20 protein-coding genes are annotated in these 20608 nt (G+C 71.6%); 14 read left to right on the top strand and 6 right to left on the bottom strand.

Annotation, left to right across the window (positions count from 1 at the left end; genetic code table 11):
- Positions 1 to 2 precede the first annotated feature (2 nt).
- The gene (locus OG303_RS20565) at positions 3 to 734 is read right to left on the bottom strand and encodes an RDD family protein (protein WP_405869907.1); all 732 of its coding nucleotides are present in this window, start codon (positions 732 to 734) and stop codon (positions 3 to 5) included.
- A 265-nt stretch (positions 735 to 999) separates the two neighbouring features.
- Here OG303_RS20565 and OG303_RS20560 point away from each other — a divergent pair, with 265 nt between their 5' ends.
- The 6 genes from OG303_RS20560 to OG303_RS20535 all read left to right on the top strand — a co-directional run bounded on the left by OG303_RS20560 (position 1000) and on the right by OG303_RS20535 (position 7099).
- Positions 1000 to 1854 (top strand): bifunctional methylenetetrahydrofolate dehydrogenase/methenyltetrahydrofolate cyclohydrolase, encoded by an 855-nt coding sequence (locus tag OG303_RS20560; protein WP_405869906.1) that lies wholly within the window; start codon positions 1000 to 1002, stop codon positions 1852 to 1854.
- Complete coding sequence (locus tag OG303_RS20555; RefSeq protein WP_405869904.1) at positions 1844 to 2323, top strand: DUF3017 domain-containing protein; 480 nt, start codon at positions 1844 to 1846, stop codon at positions 2321 to 2323. The genes OG303_RS20560 and OG303_RS20555 overlap by 11 nt, the downstream gene beginning before the upstream one ends.
- Positions 2324 to 2589: 266 nt before the next feature.
- Positions 2590 to 3057, top strand: a complete 468-nt coding sequence (locus OG303_RS20550; RefSeq protein ID WP_405869902.1) for a helix-turn-helix domain-containing protein — start codon at positions 2590 to 2592, stop codon at positions 3055 to 3057.
- 365 nt (positions 3058 to 3422) lie between these two features.
- Positions 3423 to 4673, top strand: coding sequence for a DUF2690 domain-containing protein (locus OG303_RS20545; protein ID WP_405869901.1), 1251 nt, complete (start codon positions 3423 to 3425; stop codon positions 4671 to 4673).
- Positions 4674 to 5000: 327 nt separating this feature from the next.
- Positions 5001 to 5990 (top strand): malate dehydrogenase, encoded by a 990-nt coding sequence (locus OG303_RS20540; RefSeq protein ID WP_405869899.1) that lies wholly within the window; start codon positions 5001 to 5003, stop codon positions 5988 to 5990.
- Positions 5991 to 6133: 143 nt separating this feature from the next.
- Positions 6134 to 7099 carry a hypothetical protein gene (locus OG303_RS20535; protein ID WP_405869898.1) on the top strand — a complete coding sequence of 322 codons (966 nt, stop codon included), beginning with the start codon at positions 6134 to 6136 and terminating at the stop codon, positions 7097 to 7099.
- A 3-nt stretch (positions 7100 to 7102) separates the two neighbouring features.
- On the opposite strand, the gene OG303_RS20530 is transcribed toward OG303_RS20535, so the two are convergent.
- Both OG303_RS20530 and OG303_RS20525 read right to left on the bottom strand, forming a co-directional pair.
- On the bottom strand, positions 7103 to 7825 hold the full coding sequence (locus OG303_RS20530; protein ID WP_405869896.1) for a siderophore-interacting protein: 723 nt from the start codon (positions 7823 to 7825) through the stop codon (positions 7103 to 7105).
- Positions 7826 to 7916: 91 nt separating this feature from the next.
- Positions 7917 to 8834, bottom strand: coding sequence for a GNAT family N-acetyltransferase (locus OG303_RS20525; RefSeq protein WP_405869895.1), 918 nt, complete (start codon positions 8832 to 8834; stop codon positions 7917 to 7919).
- 95 nt (positions 8835 to 8929) lie between these two features.
- Here OG303_RS20525 and OG303_RS20520 point away from each other — a divergent pair, with 95 nt between their 5' ends.
- The 6 genes from OG303_RS20520 to OG303_RS20495 all read left to right on the top strand — a co-directional run bounded on the left by OG303_RS20520 (position 8930) and on the right by OG303_RS20495 (position 16805).
- Positions 8930 to 9481, top strand: a complete 552-nt coding sequence (locus tag OG303_RS20520; RefSeq protein ID WP_405869894.1) for a DinB family protein — start codon at positions 8930 to 8932, stop codon at positions 9479 to 9481.
- 221 nt (positions 9482 to 9702) lie between these two features.
- Positions 9703 to 11232 carry an aldehyde dehydrogenase family protein gene (locus tag OG303_RS20515; protein ID WP_405869892.1) on the top strand — a complete coding sequence of 510 codons (1530 nt, stop codon included), beginning with the start codon at positions 9703 to 9705 and terminating at the stop codon, positions 11230 to 11232.
- Between the two features lie 48 nt (positions 11233 to 11280).
- On the top strand, positions 11281 to 12813 hold the full coding sequence (locus tag OG303_RS20510; RefSeq protein WP_405869890.1) for a GMC family oxidoreductase: 1533 nt from the start codon (positions 11281 to 11283) through the stop codon (positions 12811 to 12813).
- Positions 12810 to 13871, top strand: coding sequence for a glycine betaine/L-proline ABC transporter ATP-binding protein (locus OG303_RS20505; RefSeq protein WP_405869888.1), 1062 nt, complete (start codon positions 12810 to 12812; stop codon positions 13869 to 13871). Before OG303_RS20510 ends, OG303_RS20505 begins: the two co-directional genes overlap by 4 nt.
- A complete protein-coding gene (locus OG303_RS20500) occupies positions 13871 to 15808 on the top strand; it encodes an ABC transporter permease (RefSeq protein WP_405869887.1) in 1938 nt (645 codons plus the stop codon). The genes OG303_RS20505 and OG303_RS20500 overlap by 1 nt, the downstream gene beginning before the upstream one ends.
- Positions 15809 to 15863: 55 nt before the next feature.
- Positions 15864 to 16805 (top strand): ABC transporter substrate-binding protein, encoded by a 942-nt coding sequence (locus OG303_RS20495; RefSeq protein WP_405877392.1) that lies wholly within the window; start codon positions 15864 to 15866, stop codon positions 16803 to 16805.
- Between the two features lie 3 nt (positions 16806 to 16808).
- Here OG303_RS20495 and OG303_RS20490 read toward each other — a convergent pair whose 3' ends face one another.
- From OG303_RS20490 to OG303_RS20480, 3 genes are read right to left on the bottom strand one after another with little or no spacing between them, the layout of a single operon-like run.
- The gene (locus OG303_RS20490; RefSeq protein WP_405869885.1) at positions 16809 to 17531 is read right to left on the bottom strand and encodes an isocitrate lyase/phosphoenolpyruvate mutase family protein; all 723 of its coding nucleotides are present in this window, start codon (positions 17529 to 17531) and stop codon (positions 16809 to 16811) included.
- A 23-nt stretch (positions 17532 to 17554) separates the two neighbouring features.
- Entirely contained in the window at positions 17555 to 18004 is a 450-nt protein-coding gene (locus OG303_RS20485) for a carboxymuconolactone decarboxylase family protein (RefSeq protein ID WP_405869884.1), read from the bottom strand.
- A complete protein-coding gene (locus tag OG303_RS20480; protein ID WP_405869883.1) occupies positions 18001 to 18534 on the bottom strand; it encodes a carboxymuconolactone decarboxylase family protein in 534 nt (177 codons plus the stop codon). Before OG303_RS20480 ends, OG303_RS20485 begins: the two co-directional genes overlap by 4 nt.
- A gap of 46 nt (positions 18535 to 18580) precedes the next feature.
- Here OG303_RS20480 and OG303_RS20475 point away from each other — a divergent pair, with 46 nt between their 5' ends.
- Together OG303_RS20475 and OG303_RS20470 are read left to right on the top strand one after the other, a co-directional pair.
- On the top strand, positions 18581 to 19996 hold the full coding sequence (locus OG303_RS20475) for a PLP-dependent aminotransferase family protein (RefSeq protein WP_405869881.1): 1416 nt from the start codon (positions 18581 to 18583) through the stop codon (positions 19994 to 19996).
- A 49-nt stretch (positions 19997 to 20045) separates the two neighbouring features.
- A complete protein-coding gene (locus OG303_RS20470; RefSeq protein WP_405869879.1) occupies positions 20046 to 20531 on the top strand; it encodes a carboxymuconolactone decarboxylase family protein in 486 nt (161 codons plus the stop codon).
- Positions 20532 to 20608 lie beyond the last annotated feature (77 nt).

Below are 20608 nucleotides of genomic sequence, written 5' to 3'. Positions count from 1 at the left end.
GGTCAGTTCTGGATGACCATCGTGCTCGCGGCCTTGTCGTGCCAGCCCTGCTGGCGGCCCGACTTGTCCCAGAACGGGGACAGGTAGACCAGGAGCTGGCCGATGCCGCAGGCGAGGCTGCCGACGACCGGGATGATCCAGCGGATGAACGCCGAGCCCAGGCCGGGCTTCTGGCCGGTGTCGGCCTTCACGACGCGCAGGCCGACGGCCATCTTGCCGAGGGTCGCGCCGAGCAGGCCCGTCATCAGCCACTCGTAGAGGAGGCTGAGGATCGCGAGGGCGCCGAAGACCGCGCCGAACTTGGTCGCGAAGTCCGAGCTCGCGTTGTTGACGCACGTGGTGTAGTCGGCGGCGTTCGGGTCGCAGTCGCCGACCGACTTCGCGGCGCCCGCGATGCCGGCGAAGGTGAGGGCGAAGTAGACGACGCCGAGGATCAGCCCGTCGATCACACGGGCACCGAGGCGGCGGCCCATCGAGGCGACCTGGGGACCGGGGCCGCCCGGGTAACCGGGCTGCTGGGGGTAGCCGGGCTGCTGGGGATAGCCCGGCTGCTGCGGGTAACCGGGCTGCTGCGGGTAGCCGTAACCCTGCTGCGGAACTCCCTGCGGGGCCTGCGGGTAGCCGTAACCGGGCTGGCCCGGCTGCTGCGGCTGCTGCGGCTGCTGCGGCTGGCCGTAGCCCTGCTGGGGATCCTGCGGCTGGCCGTAGGGGTTTTGGGGCGAGCCGAAACTCATGGCTGGTTTTCCTCCGTTGCACTGCGGGGACGACGCGGATGGCATGGAGGAACGTCGGATAGTGAGCGGTTTGCCCCCCAACACGGACCGCGAGACTGCGCCGTTCATCGTCGTTGGTGAAGCAAGCCCTTGTCCAGCCGCATTCGGTAGCAGTTGTGCGTGTGCGACATCGGCGATCACGGGCGAACGGGGGACAAAGGTGGGACAAGGGTCACAGGTGGACCCGGATTGGAACCGGGGGGCGGTCATCCGCGAGGATGGGACCATGACCGCCCAGATTCTCGATGGCAAGGCCACTGCAGCCGCGATCAAGTCCGATCTGACCGCCCGCGTGGCGGCGCTGAAGGAGAAGGGCGTCACGCCCGGCCTCGGCACGATCCTCGTCGGGAACGACCCCGGCAGCCAGAAGTACGTCGCAGGCAAGCACCGCGACTGCGCCCAGGTCGGCATCGCCTCCATCCAGCGCGAACTGCCCGAGACGGCGACGCAGGAGGAGATCGAGGCGGTCGTACGGGAGCTGAACGAGGACCCGGCGTGCACCGGTTACATCGTCCAGCTGCCGCTGCCCAAGGGCATCGACGAGAACCGCATCCTCGAGCTGATGGACCCCGACAAGGACGCGGACGGGCTCCACCCGATGAACCTCGGCCGCCTGGTCCTGAACGAGCCGGCCCCGCTGCCCTGCACCCCCAACGGCGTCCTCACCCTCCTCCGTCGGTACGGCGTCGAGATCAAGGGCGCCGAGGTCGTGGTCGTCGGCCGCGGTGTCACCATCGGCCGCCCGATGCCGCTGCTGCTCACCCGCCGCAGCGAGAACGCGACCGTCACCCAGTGCCACACGGGGACGCGTGACCTGTCGTCCCACCTCAAGCGGGCGGACATCATCGTCGCCGCCGCCGGCTCGGCCCACCTGATCCGGCCCGAGGACGTCAAGCCGGGCGCCGCCGTCCTCGACGTCGGCGTCTCGCGCAGCGCCGAGGGCAAGATCGTGGGCGACGTCCACCCGGGCGTCGCCGAGGTCGCCGGCTGGATCTCGCCGAACCCCGGCGGTGTCGGCCCGATGACCCGCGCCCAGCTGCTCGTCAACGTGGTCGAGGCGGCGGAGCGCAGTGCCGGCTGAGGCGAAGGACCCCCAGGAGCAGGCGGAGGAGAGCGTCCGGGACGCCATCAGCGCTCCCGACGCCGAGGGGAAGCCGCGCCGCACGACCCGCCGCTTCCCGCTGTTCACCAAGGACACCGCACGCCCCGAGGGCGGCGGCCGGGCCGCCCCGGGCGACGCCCCCGCGCCCGCCCGGCAGTGGCCGATCCTCGCCGTCCTGGGCACGGTCGCGCTCGGCCTGCTGCTGACCGCGCTCGACGTCTTCCGCTACGGCACCCTGCTGATCGGTGTCGCCCTGGTGGCCGGCGCCGTGCTGCGCTGGCTCCTGCCCGACGTGGGCATGCTCGCCGTCCGTTCCCGCTTCACGGACATCGTCACGTACGGCGTGCTGGGCCTGGCGATCGTGCTGCTGGCGATGATGGTGCAGCCGAACCCGTGGCTGCAGATCCCGTTCCTGAAGGACACGCTGCACTTCACGGTGAGCAGCTGAGCTTCACGGTGAGCGGCCGAGCCGCATGGTGAGCGACCGAGAACGACGGCCCGTCCTCTCCCCCGAGTAAGGACGGGCCGTCGCCGAGACCCACACTCCTGCACGGTGAACTGCCTGTTCAACGGCTGTCAGAGCGCTGTGGCACGGAGGTGACCGTTCCGCTACGGTGTCCGCGCCCTGCCACGGATGCGGGAACCAACGACCCTGTGACGTCCGTCCATCGGACCGAGCGGGCAACGCTGAAGACGCCGTGGAGGTGAGGGAGCATGGGCGCCTGGCAGTCGCTGCCGGACGATCTGCCGCCGGAGGTGCGGCACTTCGTGGAGCAGTTGCGGCTCCTCAAGGACCGTACGGGCCTCAGCCTCGTCTCGCTCGGCGCCCGCACCGCGTACAGCAAGTCCTCCTGGCACCGCTACCTCAACGCCACGCAGCCGCCGCCCCGGCAGGCGGTCACCGCCCTGTGCCGGATCGCGGGCCTCGCCGACACGGAGGCCGAGCGCTTCGCCGTGCGCTGGGAACTGGCGGTCCAGGCCTGGCCCCGCCCGGCCACGGTCCCCGCGAAGCCCGACGGGGCGTCCGGGCGCGACGAGTACGAGGACGACCCCACCCTGCCGTGGTGGGACGCGCCCGAGGAGACCGAACGCCGGCCGGGCGGGCGGTTGTTGCGGTACGCCGGGCTGCTGCTGCTCCTCATGCTGGTGCTCGCCGTCGTGGGTGTCCTCGCGCGCCGGTGAGTTGCCCGTGGGTGGGGTGGATACGCCCGTGACATGTGTGGTTGTCCATGTGTGTCTGCGGTGTCGATGTATTGACAAGTTTGCGGATTTGATACGGGGTTGTTCGAAACGGGAGCTAGCGTGTGCGGGTCCGGCCGGGCGGCGGAGGGGGCCGCCGGTGGGACACTGGACCGCGGCCGGGTCGGCGTGCAACGGTGCATGCCGATCGGCCCAAACGCTCCCGTGCGCCCCCATCCCGGGAACTGAGATCCTTACTGGGCGCATCCCTGTGGGTAGCCAGAACGGGCACCACGCGCGGGGGAAACGCGAGGAAGACCAGTACCAACCGGGGGAAGAGGGGGGAAGCAATGCCTCGTTGGAGGGCCTTGCCGGACGAACTGGATCCGCAGGTCAGGGAGTTCGCGAGCCAGCTGCGCCGGCTCGTGGACCGCAGTGGCCTGAGTATCGCGTCGGTGGCCGACCGTACGGGCTACAGCAAGACGTCCTGGGAGCGGTATCTGAACGGCCGGCTGCTCGCGCCCAAGGGCGCGATCGTGGCGCTGGCGGAGGTCACGGGTACCAACCCGATCCATCTGACAACCATGTGGGAGCTCGCCGAACGTGCCTGGAGCCGTTCGGAGATGCGCCACGACATGACCATGGAGGCCATCCGCATCTCCCAGGCGCGCGCCGCGCTCGGGGAGTTCGGTGCGCCTCCCGCGGGCGCCAAGGGAAGCCGGACGGCCCGTAAATCCGGCAGCGCGACGGCCACGCCGGGGATCGCGGGACCGGCGGGAGTGGCACCGACGGTGCCGCCGCAGCCGACGGGCGCGGACGCGCGGGACTCGGCGGGCTCCGCGCCCGCCTCTTCGCCCGCGGGGAGCTCCTCCGCTGCTGCACCGGCGAAGAGTTCCTCCGGTTCTTCGGCCGCCGTGAGTTCCTCCGGCCCCAACTCGTGGGGGCTGGCCGGGTACAAGGGCCCGGGGCAGACCGGCGCCCGTACGCCCGGAGCCGCGACACCGGAGCCGGTGCCGACACCGGAGCCGGCGGCCGACGGTCCGGGCTGGACGCCGGGGACACCGAGCCCCTTCGGTGAGCCGCCGCAGGGCCCGCGGCCCGGCGGGGGCTCCTCCTCCGGCGGTGGCAGGCGCAGGCTGACGATGTTCCTCGCGGGCGTCGTCGGTGTGCTGGTGGTGATCGCGGGCGTGTTCTTCCTGACCGACCGGGGCGGAGACAAGAAGAACGAGGGCGGCGCCTCGCCGTCCCCGTCCGTCAGCGCCCAGACCGACCTGCCGGCCGGGGTGAAGTGCGCCGGTGCCTCCTGCACGGGCAAGGACGCGGAGGCGATGGGCTGCACCAAGGACGCCGCCGCGGTGACGACGGCCAAGACCGCCGTCGTCGGCACGACCACGGTCGAGGTGCGGTACAGCAAGACGTGCGGCGCGGCGTGGGGTCGTATCACCCAGGCCACGCAGGGGGACTCCGTCCAGGTGACCGCGGGCAAGGCCAAGGCGGACGACAGCATCACCGCGGCCGGGGACAACATCGCCTACACCCCGATGGTCGCCGTGAAGGACGCGGGCGAGGCGAAGGCGTGCGCGACGCTGGCCTCGGGCCAGAAGGGCTGCACCAACTAGGGGAGGCGGGGTCCGGAAGAAAGTGTGGGGGCGGCAGGAATAGTCGCCCCCATCCCGGGCACGCGAACCGTACCCCCACGGGAGTCCGGCACGGTCGGTACCCCCCGGCGGCGGCCGCCTCAGTCCCCCCTCTCCCGGACGGGCGGCCGCCCTTTTTTCCGCACCGGATCACCTCTGTGGGGCGGGCCACACGGACCCGGACGTCCGGCATCCCGGATGCGCGATAGCCTGACCGGTGGATCTCTCTTGATACCAAGAGATCGATCATTTGTACGTCCGCACCCCAGGGCAAGGACGCCCACCGTCAGCTGTCATACGGAGAACGCCATGACCCGCACTCCCGTGAACGTCACCGTCACCGGCGCGGCCGGCCAGATCGGTTACGCCCTGCTCTTCCGCATCGCCTCCGGCCAGCTGCTCGGCGCGGACGTGCCGGTCAAGCTGCGCCTCCTGGAGATCACCCCGGCGCTGAAGGCCGCCGAGGGCACCGCCATGGAACTGGACGACTGCGCGTTCCCGCTCCTGCAGGGCATCGACATCACGGACGACCCGAACGTCGCCTTCGACGGCACGAACGTCGGCCTCCTCGTCGGCGCCCGCCCCCGCACCAAGGGCATGGAGCGCGGCGACCTGCTCTCCGCCAACGGCGGCATCTTCAAGCCGCAGGGCAAGGCCATCAACGACAACGCCGCGGACGACATCAAGGTCCTCGTCGTCGGCAACCCGGCCAACACCAACGCGCTCATCGCGCAGGCCGCCGCCCCGGACGTACCGGCCGACCGCTTCACCGCGATGACCCGCCTCGACCACAACCGCGCGCTGACCCAGCTCGCGAAGAAGACGGGCTCCACGGTCGCCGACATCAAGCGCCTGACCATCTGGGGCAACCACTCCGCCACCCAGTACCCGGACATCTTCCACGCCACGGTCGCCGGCAAGAACGCCGCCGAGACCGTGAACGACGAGAAGTGGCTGGCCGAGGAGTTCATCCCGACCGTCGCCAAGCGCGGCGCCGCGATCATCGAGGCCCGTGGCGCCTCGTCCGCCGCGTCGGCCGCCAACGCCGCGATCGACCACGTGTACACCTGGGTCAACGGCACCGCGGACGGCGACTGGACCTCCATGGGCATCCCGTCGGACGGTTCGTACGGCGTCCCCGAGGGCCTGATCTCCTCTTTCCCGGTCACCACCAAGGACGGCCGGTACGAGATCGTCCAGGGCCTGGACATCAACGAGTTCTCGCGTGCCCGCATCGACGCCTCCGTGAAGGAGCTCGAGGAGGAGCGCGAGGCGGTCCGCGGTCTCGGCCTCATCTGAACCCACTGAGCCTGCACGGCTTTACGGTTCTGTCACGACCCTGCACGGGCCCCGTTCCGGTTCTCTCCGGAACGGGGCCCGTTTGCCGTTTCCGCCGCTACCGTCAAGAGCGGTACCCAATGGGGTGATTCGGGGGGTGTGTCATGAACGGATGGGACGGCTACAGCTCCGGTTCCGGAGCCGGGCACGAGCCGAGCGAGGACAGAGGCCAGGCGGCCTGGGCCGCCCAGCCGCCGCCGACTCCACCGCCGGGAACCGTGCCGCCGTGGTCCTCGGCCGAGACGCAGACGGGTCAGACGCCGCCGCCCTGGGCGTCCGCCGAGACCCACGTGGGCGGCACCCCGCCCCCGAACTGGCCGCCACCGCCACCGCCCCCGGGCCCCGGCTTCACCACCGGCCCGATGCACGCACCCGCGCCCGCCCCGCGCCACGGCGCCCGCCGCACGCTGCTCGCCCTCACCGCCATCGCCGTCATCGGCGCGGGCGCCGGAGCCGGCGTCTGGTACCTCACCCGCGACGCCTCGACCGGCACCGGGGCCACGCCCGCGACGAGCATGAGCGTCACCGCCACCACCACGCCGACGGCGACCTCCCCGACCACCCCGTCGGCATCGCCCCTGGCGTCCTCGGCCCCGTCCTCCTCCTCGTCCTCCGCGGTCGGCTACCGCCGCGCCCAGGACCCCCTCGGCTACACGATCGACGTCCCGCAGGGCTGGACCCGCCGCGAGAAGGAGGGCAAGCTCGCGCCGATCGTCTACTACGACGCCCCGGGCGGCGACCGCCAGTTGCAGATCTTCGAGGTCACCGAGGCCACCCCCTACGACTCCCTGACCCTCGCCGAGAGCGACCCCGGCTACGGCTTCGCGCGGCAGCCCGGGTACCAGGTCCTCGACCGCGACCGCGGCGACACCTGGGCGGAACTGTCGTACCGCTACAACGACGAGGACAAGGGCGCCCGCCAGGTCGTCGACCACCGTTTCCGGGCCGCCGACGGCACGCTGTACGCGATCCGCTCCAGCGGTCCGGCGGGCCTGGATGCCGCCCTGGTGCGGGGGCCGTTGGCGATGGCGGTGCGGTCGTTCTGCCCGGCGGGGGCGCAGTGCACGTAGGCCCTACTCCAGCCCCTTCTTCCCCGGCGCCCAGAACGGCTTGGTGAGTACGGCGCGCCGGTCCCAGCCCAACTCCCGTACGAGCACCTGCCGTACCTGTTGCACGGTCCGTGCCTCTCCGGCGACGTAGGTGATCCCACCCGGCGCCGGAGCGAGCCTGCGGGTCGCGTCCGGGAGCGAAGTGCCGCCTCTGGTCAGCCAGTCGAGGGCGTCGGCGTGCTCCAGCGGCAGCCGGTCCGCCGGTGTCCGCGTCTCCACGCAGCCCGAGATCCGGGCCCCCTTCGGCAGTGCGGCCAGCATCGCGCCGAAGGCGACGGACACCGTCTCCTCCCCGACGAAGACGTGGTGCGCGGTCTCGGGCCGGAGCGTGAACGACCCCTCCGGCCTGCCCAGGCGCACCTGTTCACCGACCCCGACGTCCCGTCCCCAGCGCGCCCCCGGCCCCGCCCCGCCGTGGTCCAGCACGCACAACTCGACGGCGCCGGCGGGGTCGTAGTGCCACACGGAGTACGTACGGCGGGTCAGTGCACCGCTCACCAGGACCCGCACCTGCCGGCCGGAGTGGACGGAGAGTCCGGCGAGCTGGTGTCGCTCTTCGTCGTCCGGGACACCGATCTGGTCGGCCTGATCAGCTCTTGGGCGCTGCCGCCGGCGTCCGCCCTTGACCTGGTCGCCTTCGACGTACCGCTGCGACTCCCGCCGCTGAGCCTCGGGTTGGCCTGGCATCCGCGGCACGAGGCGGACCCGGCGCACGCCTGGCTGCGGCGGACGATGCGGCAGGTGCTGGCCGACTGGTCGGGCGACCGGCCCCAGCCGGTCAGGCGACCGGTCCCAGCCGCTTCTCGAACCAGTGGTGGGCGTAGACGTGGTCGACGTACGCGGGGATCTCCGTGTACCCGGACGCCCGGTACATCTCCTGCGCCTCGGTGAGGGCCGCGTGCGTGTCCAGGCGTACGACGGTGAGGCCGCGGGCGCGGGCCTCGCCCTCCAGGGCGCCGAGGATCCGGCGCGCGAGGCCGAGCCGCCGGGCTTCCGGGTGCACCCACACATGCCGGATCTCACCCACGCCGGGCTCCAGCCGGCGCAGCGCCCCGCAGCCCACCGCGCGCCCCTCCTCGTACGCGACGAAGAACGCGCCGGCCTGCCCTGACACCTCCGCCGGTCCCACCAGGTCGGACTTGTCGAAGCCCTCCGGGAACCGCTCGTCGATGTCGGCGGCGTACGCGTCCAGGCAGGCGCGGGCGTCCGGGGAGGCGCCGTCGACGTGTTCGACGGTGATGGCGGCCAGGCGCAGCAGGCGCTGCGAGGTGGCCATCGCCTCGATGAGCTGCTCGCGCCGGCGGGGCCCGAGGGTGTCCAGGAGCCCGGCCGCGAGCACGTTGGCCCGGCGGTTCTGCTCCTTGACCTCGATGCGTCCGGCCGGGGTCGGCTCGATCATGCGCAGCCGGTTGTCGTCGGGGTGGACGCTGACGTGGACCAGGCCCTGCGCCTCCAGTGCCTTCGCCATCCGGCTCAGGTATCCGGCGTCGAGCCCGAGGCGGCCTCTGAGTTCGCGCAGGGAGATCCCGCCCGGATTCTCGGCGATCTCGAACAGCAGACGGGCCTCGCCGAGCGGGCGGTCCTGGCCGAGATAGTGGTCGTCCAGCGCGCCGATACGGCGCGTGAAGTAGCGGTTGAACCGGCGCAGGGCCGCCACCTGCTCCGCCGGCACCGGCTGTGTGTGTCCTGGCTCCATATTTCTTTGACTTTAGTCAAAGGATCCGCGGGAGTCCATGCCCGGGCGGCAGGCAGGACGGTGCGTTGTCAGTGCCGGGTCGTAGCCTCCGAGTCATGAGTGAGGACACCGAACCCGTGCTGCTGGAGCCGCCCGTCGCGGGCGACGAGACCGACACCCTGATCGGCTCGCTGGAGCGTCAGCGCAGGACCTTCGCCTGGAAGTGCGCGGGCCTGGACGCGGTCGGCCTGGGTGCACGGCTCGCGCCGTCGACGATCACCCTGGGCGGGCTGCTCAAGCACCTCGCCCTGGTCGAGGAGGACTACTTCTCCCGGCGGCTGCTGGACGAGGAGTTCGGCCCGCCGTGGAACACGGTGGACTGGGACGCCGACCCCGACTGGGAGTGGCACTCGGCCGCGTCCGACAGCCCCGAGGAGCTGTACGCGCTGTGGGCGGGTGCCGTGGCCCGCTCCCGGGCGAACCTGCGAAAGGCGCTGGCCGACGGCGGCCTCGACGGACTCGCCCGCCACTCCTGGCCCGATGGGCGTGCCCCCAGCCTGCGGCGCATCCTGGTGGACCTCGTCGAGGAGTACGCCCGCCACGTGGGCCACGCGGACCTGATCCGCGAGTCGGTCGACGGGCGGGTGGGCGAGGATCCGCCCTGCTGAAGCCCGTCCGAAGATCCGTCGCGGCGCGCCCTTCCGAGACCTCGACCAGCCTGCCATCCGGGATGCATTTCGCCCTGTTTGCCCGCATGTTCAGTGATGCAGCGCACTTTAGGTGCGGATCGCGCATGCATCCGGGGGCGGGGGGCAGGCGATCACGGTCCTCGTGAGTGACACGTGTGTCACTCAGGGGTACTGAACAGGAACGGAAGGCAATACGGATCATGGCGGACAGAGCGGAAACCCAGGGGCTGGACGCGCAGGCGACCATCCACGTGGCGGGGGAGTGGCGAGAAGCCGTCTCCGGCGCCACGCGCGAGATTCTCGACCCCGCGGACGGTCAGGCCTTCGCCCTGGTCGCGGAGGGGGACGAGAAGGACACGGACCTGGCGGTGGCGGCCGCCCGCCACGCCTTCGACCACGGCGACTGGCCCCGCACCTCGGTGGCCGAGCGCGCCGCCCTGCTGCGCCGCGTCGCCGACCTCCTCGTGCGCGACCGCGAGCCGCTCGGCCGGCTGGAGAGCCGTGACGCCGGCAAGACCGTCGAAGAGGGCCGGATCGACATCGACTGCGTCGCCGACGCCTTCCGCTACTTCGCCGACCTGGTGGCCGGCGAGGCCCCGGGCCGGGTCGTCGACGCGGGCTCGCCCGACATCCACAGCGTCGTCGTGCACGAACCCGTCGGCGTCTGCGCGCTGATCACCCCCTGGAACTACCCGCTCCTGCAGGCCAGTTGGAAGATCGCCCCGGCCCTCGCGGCCGGCAACACCTTCGTGGTCAAGCCGAGCGAGATCACTCCCTTGACCACGATCGCCCTGATCGACCTGCTCTCCGAGGCTGGGCTCCCGGCCGGCGTCGCGGGCGTCGTCACCGGCGCGGGCCACTCGGTCGGCGCCCGGCTCGCCGAGCACCCCGACGTCGACCTGGTCTCCTTCACCGGCGGTCTGGTCAGCGGCACCAAGGTCGCGCAGGCCGCCGCCCCGAGCGTCAAGAAGGTCGCCCTCGAACTCGGCGGCAAGAACCCGAACGTCGTCTTCGCCGACGCCTGCGCGACGGACGAGGGCTTCGACACCGCCGTCGACCAGGCCCTGAACGCCGCGTTCATCCACAGCGGCCAGGTCTGCTCGGCCGGTTCCCGCCTCATCGTCGAGGAGTCCGTCCGGGAGCGCTTCGTCGCCGAACTCGCCCGCCGGGCGGCCCGGATCCGCATAGGCCGCGGCACCGCGGACGGCGCGGAGTGCGGACCGCTCGTCTCCGCACAGCAGCGCACCAAGGTCGAGTCGTACGTCGCCTCCGCGCTGGAGGAGGGCGCGGTGCTGCGGACCGGCGGCAGGCGGCCCGAACCGGCGCCGGAAAGGCCCGCCTCCGGCTACTTCTACGAGCCGACGGTCCTCGACCAGTGCCACCGCGAGATGCGCGTCGTACGCGAGGAGGTCTTCGGCCCCGTCCTCACCGTCGAGACCTTCCGCACCGAGGACGAGGCGGTCGCCCTCGCCAACGACACCGAGTACGGCCTCGCGGGCGCCGTCTGGACCGCCGACGCCGGCCGGGCCCGCAGGGTCGCGGCCCGGCTGCGCCACGGCACCGTCTGGATCAACGACTTCCACCCCTACCTGCCGCAGGCGGAGTGGGGCGGCTTCGGCAAGAGCGGGGTGGGCCGCGAGCTCGGCCCCGCCGGACTCGCCGAGTACCGCGAGACCAAGCACGTCTACCAGAACCTCGCGCCGAAGCCGGTGCGCTGGTTCGCGGGCTGAGCCGCACCCCACGACCGATCCCCCCACCCCCGTTGGAGCACCACCCCCATGTCCGAGAACACTCAGGTCTACGACTACGTCGTCATCGGCGGCGGCACCGCGGGCTCCGTCATAGCCTCCCGCCTCACCGAGAACCCCGACGTCACCGTCGCCGTCATCGAGGGCGGCCCCAGCGACGTCGGCCGCGAGGACGTGCTGACCCTGCGCCGCTGGATGGGCCTGCTCGGCGGCGAGCTGGACTACGACTACCCCATCACCCGGCAGCCCCGCGGCAACTCCCACATCCGGCACAGCCGCGCCCGCGTCCTCGGCGGCTGTTCCTCGCACAACACCCTCATCGCCTTCAAGCCGCTGCCGTCCGACTGGGACGAGTGGGAGGAGGCCGGCGCCAAGGGCTGGGGCGCGGTGCAGATGGAGGCGTACTACGCGCGGCTGAAGAACAACATCGTCCCGGTCGACGAGAAGGACCGCAACGCCATCGCCCGCGACTTCGTCGACGCCGCGCAGAACGCGACCGACGTGCCCCGGATCGAGGGCTTCAACCGCTCGCCGTTCACCGAGGGCGCCGGCTTCTTCGACCTCGCCTACCACCCCGAGGACAACAAGCGGTCGTCGGCGTCGGTGGCGTATCTGCACCCGGTGATGGACGAGCGCGAGAATCTGACGATCCTCCTCGAGACCTGGGCGTACAGGCTGGAGTTGAACGGCACGCGGGCCGAGGGTGTGCACGTCCGCCGCAAGGACGGCGAGGAGATCCTCGTCCGGGCCCGCAACGAAGTCCTGCTCTGCGCCGGCGCCGTCGACTCCCCCCGGCTTCTCCTGCACTCGGGCATCGGCCCGAAGGAGGACCTGGAGGCGCTCGGCATACCCGTGGCGCACGACCTGCCGGGCGTCGGCGAGAACCTGCTCGACCACCCCGAGTCGGTGATCGTCTGGGAGACCCACGGCCCGCTCCCGGAGAACTCCGCGATGGACTCCGACGCCGGCCTGTTCGTGCGCCGCGACCCCGAACACGCGGGCCCGGACCTGATGTTCCACTTCTACCAGGTGCCGTTCACGGACAACCCGGAGCGCATCGGCTACGAACGGCCCACGTACGGCGTCTCGATGACCCCCAACATCCCGAAGCCGAAGAGCCGCGGCCGCGTGTACCTCACCAGCGCCGACCCGTCCGACAAGCCCGCCCTGGACTTCCGCTACTTCACCGACGAGGACGACTACGACGGCCGCACTCTCGTCGACGGCATCCGCATCGCCCGCGAGATCGCGAGCACCGAGCCGCTGGCGAGCTGGCTCAAGCGCGAGGTGGCGCCCGGCCCCCACATCACGGGCGACGAGGAGCTCGGCGTGTACGCCCGCAGCGTCGCGCACACCGTGTACCACCCGGCGGGCACCTGCCGTATGGGCGCCGCCGACGACGAACTCGCGGTCGTGGACCCGGAGTTGAGGATCCGCGGCCTGGACGGCATCCGGATCGCCGACGCCTCCGTTTTCCCGACGATGCCCGCGGTGAACCCGATGATCGGAGTGTTGATGGTCGGGGAGAAGGCCGTCGACCTGATGGGAGATGATGCGCGATGAGTGCCTCCAGTGACCCGAGTACCCCTGTGTTCTCCGTCCAGGGCCTGTGGAAGGTCTTCGGCCCGAAGGCGGACCGGATCCCCGGCGACGCCGAACTGGCCGGGCTGGAGAGCGCCGAACTGCGCGCCCGCACCGGCTGCACCGCCGCCGTCCGGGACGTCTCCTTCGACGTGCGCAAGGGCGAGGTCTTCGTCGTCATGGGCCTGTCCGGCTCCGGCAAGTCCACCCTGGTGCGCTGCCTGACCCGGCTGATCGAGCCGACCGCGGGCACGATCGCCATCGACGGCGAGGACGTCCGCGCCATGGACAAGTCCCGCCTGCGCGAACTGCGCCGCCACCGCGCCGCGATGGTCTTCCAGCACTTCGGCCTGCTGCCGCACCGCACGGTCCTCGACAACGTGGCGTACGGCCTGGAGATCCAGGGCGTCAGCAAGTCCGAGCGCCGGGCCCGCGCCCAGGAAGTCGTCGACAAGGTGGGCCTGGAGGGTATGGAGCAGCGCCGCCCGGCCCAGTTGTCCGGCGGCCAGCGCCAACGGGTGGGCCTGGCCCGGGCGCTCGCGGTCGACCCCGAAGTCCTGCTCTTCGACGAGCCGTTCAGCGCGCTCGACCCGCTGATCCGGCGGGACATGCAGGAGGAGGTGGTCCGACTGCACCGCGAGGAGGGCCGCACGATGGTCTTCATCACCCACGACCTCTCCGAGGCGCTGAAGCTGGGCGACCGCATCGCCCTGATGCGCGACGGCAGCGTGGTGCAGCTCGGCACCCCCGAGGAGATCGTCGGCAGCCCGGCCGACGACTACGTACGCGAGTTCGTCCGGGACGTGCCCCGCGAGCAGGTCATGACGGTCCGCACCGCCATGCGGCCCGGCGGCTGCGACGCGACGGAGCATCCCGACGCGCTCGCTCCCGGCGAGGTCGTCGCCGACGCGATCAAGGCCGTCGCCCGCAGCGGCAGGGCGGCCTGCGTCGTGGAGGACGGTCGCTGTCTCGGAGTCGTCGACCACGAAAGGCTCATCGGCGTCGTCGCCGGAACGGAGCCGAAGAAGGAGGCGGTCTGATGGCCACGGCCACCGCAACCGCCCCGCGGATACTTCCCAGCGGCCTGCTGAGGCATCGCGCGGTCCAAAAGCTCCTGCTCCTCGCGCTCGCCGCCGCGATCCTCGTTCCCCTCGCCAACGCACGCTGGGCCAGCGGCAGTTGGCCTCACGCACTCACCGTCGACCTGTCCAAGCCGCTCGCCGACGCCAGCGACTGGATCATCGACAACCGGGACAGCCACCCCCTGTTCCTCTACTTCTTCGGCTACATCAGCAACGCGGTCGTGATCTCCGTACGCGCCGTGTATCTGCTGCTCCTCGCCGCGGGCTGGGCCGGCGTCACGGCCCTCGGATCCCTCGTCGCCTGGCGCGTCGCCGGGCTCCGGCTGGCCCTCGGCACGGCCGCCGCCTTCCTCGCCTGCGGACTGCTGGGCATGTGGGTGCCGACCATGCAGACGCTCGCGCTCATGGTGGTCGCCGTGCTCGCGTCGGTCGTCGTGGGAACCGTGCTCGGCCTCGCCTCCGGTCTCTCCGACCGTCTCGACCGAGCCCTGCGCCCGGTCCTCGACACCATGCAGGTGCTGCCGGCGTTCGCGTATCTGCTGCCCGTCGTGCTGGTCTTCGGCATCGGCGTCCCCGCGGCCGTCCTCGCCACCGTCGTCTACGCCGCCCCGCCCATGGCCCGGCTCACCGCGCTCGGCCTGCGCGGCGCCGACAAGGAGGTCCTGGAGGCGGTCGAGTCGCTCGGCGCCACCGCACCCCAGCGCCTGCTGACCGCGCGTATCCCGCTGGCCCGCAAGGAACTCCTGCTGGGCCTGAACCAGACGATCATGATGGCGCTGTCGATGGCCGTCATCGCCTCCGTGATCGGCGCGGGCGGCCTCGGTGACCGCGTCTACCAGGCGCTGGCCTCGGTCGACGTGGGCGCGGCACTCGCGGCCGGCATCCCGATCGTGCTGCTGGCCGTCGTACTGGACCGCATCACCGGCGCGGCGGGAGAGGGCACGGGCGAGCCCCGGCGCGCCGCATGGGCGTACGCGCTCGTCGCGGCCGTGGTCGTGGCCGTCGTCGGCCGCCTGGCCGGCCGCCTCGACTGGCCCGACGCCTGGACGGTGAACATCGCCGACCCGGTCGACCGGGCCGTCGACTGGATGACCGCGCACCTGTACTCGGGCGTGCCCGTCGTGGGCGGCACCGCCGACTGGGCGGGCCACTTCACCACCTGGGTGCTGGATCCGGTCCGCAGCGGACTGCAGTGGCTGCCCTGGTGGTCGGTCCTGCTGCTGGTGGCCGCGCTCGCCTGGCTGATCGGCACCTGGCGCACCGCGCTCACCGCGGTCCTCGCGATGACCGCGATCGGCGTGCTCGGGGTGTGGAAGCCGTCGCTCGACACGCTCTCCCAGGTCCTCGCCGCCGTCGCCGTCACACTCGTCCTCGGCTTCGCGACCGGTATCGCGGCGGCCCGCAGCGACCGCTTCGAACGGGCTCTGCGCCCGGTCCTGGACGTCTTCCAGACGATGCCGCAGTTCGTGTACCTGATCCCGGTGGTGGCCCTGTTCGGCGTGGGCCGCGCGCCCGCCGTCGCCGCCGCCGTGGTCTACGCGCTGCCCGCCGTCGTCCGCATCACCGCGCAGGGCCTGCGCCAGGTCGACCCGGCGGCCCTGGAGTCGGCCCGCTCGCTCGGCGCGAGCAGCGCCCAGCAGTTGCGTCAGGTCCAACTCCCGCTCGCCCGAAGGTCCTTGCTCCTCGCCCTCAACCAGGGCGTGGTCCTGGTCCTCGCCGTCGTCATCATCGGCGGCCTGGTCGGCGGCGGCGCGCTCGGCTACGACGTCGTGTTCGGGCTGGCCCAGGGCGACCTGGCGACCGGTCTGGTGGCGGGCGCGGCGATCGTCTGCCTGGGGCTGATGCTCGACCGGGTGACGCAGCCGACGGAACGCCGCACGAAGGGTGGTGTGTGACATGGCACTGAACCCGAACCGGATGGTGTGTGACATGGCACTGAGCCGCAGGACAATGCTCATCGCCTCCTCGGTGGCCGCCCTCTCCCTGCTCACCGGCTGCGGCGCCGCCGACATGACCAAGCAGGCCTCGCCCTTCGCCAACGCGCAGGGCTCCAGGACCGTGACCCTGTCCGTCCAGTCCTGGGTCGGCGCCCAGTCCAACGTCGCCGTCGCCCAGTACCTCCTGGAGCACAAGCTCGGCTACCGCGTCGACACCGTCCAGGTCGACGAGGTCCCCGCCTGGGACGCGCTCAGCCAGGGCCGGGTCGACGCGATCCTGGAGGACTGGGGCCACCCCGAGCAGGAGAAGCGGTACGTCGACGACAAGAAGACGATCGCGCGCGGCGGCGGCCTCGGTGTCACCGGCCACATCGGCTGGTACGTGCCGACCTACCTGGTCAAGCAGCACCCCGACATCACGAACTGGAAGAACCTCAACAAGTACTCGTCGCTGTTCCGCACCCCGGAGAGCGGCGGCAAGGGCCAGCTGATGGACGGCTCCCCGTCCTACGTCACCAACGACAAGGCGCTGGTGAACAACCTGAAGCTCGACTACCAGGTGGTGTTCGCCGGTTCGGAAGCCGCGCAGATCACGCAGATGAAGCAGTTCGCCAAGGAGAAGAAGCCCTTCCTGACGTACTGGTACGCCCCGCAGTGGCTGTTCAAGAAGGTCCCGATGACCGAGGTGAAGCTGCCGCCCTACAAGGAGGGCTGCGACGCGGACCTGGCGAAGATCACCTGCGCCTACCCGCACACCCCGCTGCAGAAGTACCTCAACGCGGACTTCTCGAAGAAGGGCGGCAAGGCGGCGGCCTTCCTGAAGAAGTTCAGGTGGACGACCGAGGACCAGAACGAGGTCTCCCTGATGATCGCCGACCAGAAGCTCACCCCCGAGCAGGCGGCGAAGAAGTGGGTGGACAGCCACGCGGTCACATGGAAGGCGTGGCTGTCCTGACCGTCACCTCAGCTGCTCGGAGATCTCCCGCAGCGCCCGCGCCGTACTGCGCAGCAGCCCCGGCCCGAACGTGACGCGAGTGGCCCCGAGTTCACCGAGTTCGGTGGGCGAGGGGCCGCTGCCGTCCGGCTTGGCGTACATGTTGATCGGCCCCTGGATCCCGGACCGCAGCAGTGGCAGTACGTTCGCCGGGGCGCCGATGGGATAGATGCAGTCGGCGCCCGCGGCGACGTACAACGCGGCCCGCTCGATGGCCCGTTCGGGGTTGCCGTCGCCGCTCGAGAAGACGTCGACGCGGGCGTTGACGAAGAGCTCGTCGCCGGCCGCGTGCCGCACCTCGGCGAGCCAGTCGGCGTGCTCCCCCGGGTCCTTGAGGACACCACCCCCGTGGGAGTCCTCAAGGTTGCAGCCCACGGCGCCCGCCTCCAGCAGCCGTTCCACCAGCTCCTCGGGAGCCAGCCCGTACCCGTCCTCGACGTCGGCCGACACGGGCACGTCCACGGCCCGGGAGATGCGCGCCACCGCAGCGAACATCTCGTCGGCCGGCGTGGAACCGTCCTCGTACCCGAGCGAGGCGGCCACCCCCGCACTGGGTGTGGCGAGCGCCGGGAACCCGGCCTTCTCGAAGACCCGGGCGCTGACCGCGTCCCAGGGGCCGGGCAGGACGAGGGGGTCGTCCGGCAGGCGGGCCTTGTGCAGCGAGCGGAAGATCTCCATCTTGCTCATGGCCTTCATGGTGGTCGCGGTGTTCACGGCGTGTAACCCCCCGGCGGGATCCGGCGGCCGACCATCACCCGGTTCCAGTTGTTGATGGCGACGATCAGCCCGATGAGATGGGCGAGTTGACCCTCCTCGAAGTGCTTGGCGGCCGTCTCGTACACCTCGTCCGGCACGAACCGGTCGGTCAGCACCGTGACGGCCTCCGTCAGCGCGAGCGCCGCCCGCTCCCGCTCGTCGAAGACGTCGCCCCCGGCCTCCTCCCAGGCGGCGAGCAGGTCCAGCTGCCTCTCGCTCACCCCGTGCCTCCGGGCGACGGTGAGATGCATGTCCAGGCAGAACGCGCAGTGGTTGAGCTGCGAGGCCCGGATGACGACCAGCTCGGCGAGGGCGGGGTCGCCGAGGCCTCGTTTGGCCGCCGCGCTGACCGCGGACATCGCCTGCCCCACCGCACGGTCGAGCAGCTGCGTACGGGCCGTCACCCGAAGTCACCCGCCTGGTAGTGACCCGGCACCGCGCGCGTGGTCACCCCGAACCGGTTCCACGCGTTGATCACCGAGATGGTGGCGATCAGCTGGGCCAGCTCGGCCTCCTCGAAGTGCTGGGCGGCCGTCTCGTACACCTCGTCCGGCACGAACCCATCGGTGAGGACGGTCACGGCCTCCGTCAGCTCGATCGCGGCGAGTTCCTTCTCCGTGTAGAAGTGCTTCGACTCCTCCCACGCGGTCAGCTGCACGATCCGCTGGACGCTCTCGCCCGCCGCGAGGGCGTCCTTGGTGTGCATGTCGAGGCAGAACGCGCAGTGGTTGAGCGCGGAGGCGCGCAGTCGCACCAGCTCCACCAGCCGGGGGTCCAGGCCCTGCTTGGCGGCCGTGTCGAGGCGGACCATCGCCTTGTAGACCTCGGGAGCGTGCTTGGCCCAGCGCATCCGGGCCGGCTGCTCGCCGGCGTATTCGCCGGTCCCGTCCGTGGCTTCGTCGATGGTTTCCTCGGTGATTTGCTCTGTGGTCATGCCTCGACCCTAGAAGCGAAGCAGCCCAGGAGTATGGTCCACTTCCATGGCGAAATCATGGGCCACTTGGGGCGTCGACCTGCACCTGGAGCCGGCCGGCCCGCATCTTCGCCGGGGCCTGACCGACGCCCTGCGCGAGGCGGTGCGCACCGGCCGTCTGGCCCCCGGCATCCGGCTGCCCTCCTCCCGCACGCTCGCCGCCGACCTGGGCATCGCCCGCAACACCGTCGCCGACGCGTACGCCGACCTGGTGGCGGAGGGCTGGCTGACGGCGCGGCAGGGCTCGGGCACCCGGGTGGCCATGGGGGCCCCTTCCAGGGGGAGCGTCGGCCGGCCCTCCGCCCCGGCACCCCGCCCGCGCGCCCGCGCCCGCCCCGCCCACGACCTGACCCCCGGCCTCCCGGACCTCGGCTCCTTCCCCCGTGCCCAGTGGCTCAGGGCCTCCCGCCGCGCTCTCACCGCGGCCCCGTACCGGGCCCTCGACTACGGCGACCCCCGCGGCCGGATCGAACTGCGCACCGCGCTCGCCGGTTACCTCGCCCGGGCGCGGGGCGTGCGCGCCGACCCCGAACGCATCCTGGTGTGCGCCGGCATCTCGCATGGCCTGCGCATGCTCGGCGCGGTGCTGCGGGCGCGCGGCGCGAGCACGGTCGCCGTCGAGTCGTACGGCCTCGACGTGCACTGGAGGCTGCTCGCGGACGCCGGTCTGCGGACGGTCCCGCTGCCCTTCGACGAACGGGGCACGAATCCCGGGGAGTTGACGGACGAGGCCGCGGTCCTGCTCACCCCCGCCCACCAGTTCCCGATGGGCGGCACCCTGCACCCCGACCGGCGGGCGGCCGTCGTCGACTGGGCGCGCCGCACCGGCGGCCTGCTCGTCGAGGACGACTACGACGGCGAGTTCCGCTACGACCGCCAGCCCGTCGGCGCCCTCCAGGGCCTCGACCCCGACCACGTCGTGTACGCGGGCACGGCCAGCAAGTCCCTCGCCCCCGGCCTCAGACTGGCCTGGCTGGTGCTGCCGCCGGACCTCGCCCAGGAGATGACGCAGGCCAAGGGCGGCGTCGACTCCTGCGGCGCCCTGGACCAGTTGACGCTCGCCGAGTTCATCTCGTCCGGCGCGTACGACCGCCATGTGCGCGCCGTCCGCCTGCGCTACCGCCGCCGCCGGGACGCGCTCGTGGCGGAACTCGCGCGCAGGGCCCCGCAGGTCAACGCCACCGGCATCGCCGCGGGCCTGCACGTGGTCCTGCGGCTGCCACCGGGCACCGAGCAGGCGGCCCTGCGCTCGGCGGCCTGGCAAGGGCTGGCGGTGCACGGCCTGCACCGCTACCGGCACCCGGAGGCGGCCGCCGAGCGGTTCGACGCGCTGGTGGTGGGCTACGGGACACCGCCGGACAGCGCATGGGCGGGAGCGCTGGACGCGTTGTGCGCGGCGCTGCCGGAATTCCCGGAGCCGTAATCGCACTGTTTCCCATTCTCGAATACGGACGCACGGATAGAGTCGCCCCATGAGCAATGACGACTCGATATCCCGTGTGGCCCTGAAGAAAGTCACCCCCGACGTGTCCGCGGCGATGGGCTCCCTGCATGCCGCCGCCGTTTCCGCGGCCCAGGACGCCAAGGTCGAACCGGAACTGCTGGAACTGATCAGGATCCGTGCCTCGCAGATCAACGGCTGCGCGTTCTGCCTCGACATGCACACCAAGGACGCCCGCGCCCAGGGCGAGACCGAGCAGCGCGTCTACGCCCTGAACGCCTGGCGGGAGACCCCGTTCTTCACCGAACGGGAGCGCGCCGCACTGGCGTTGACCGAGGCGGTGACCCTGGTCCACGACGGCCGCGTCCCGGACGAGGTCTACGCCGAGGCCGCTGAGGTCTTCGACGAGCAGCAGATCGCGGCACTGATCTGGGCGGCGACCGTCATCAACGCGTACAACCGGATCGCCATTGCCACGCGAATGGCGCCGGGGGCTTATCAGCCGGTGAAGAAGTAGCGTCGCACAAGGACCCGCAGAATATGGGTGTGCGGAATAGGGGAATGCGGAATGCGGGCATCGGCGGTGGTCGCCGG

Source organism: Streptomyces sp. NBC_00005, from assembly GCF_045160215.1.
Lineage (GTDB): Bacteria > Actinomycetota > Actinomycetes > Streptomycetales > Streptomycetaceae > Streptomyces.
Note: the sequence above shows the minus strand (reverse complement) of the source record. Positions and strands in the feature narration are given on the sequence as shown.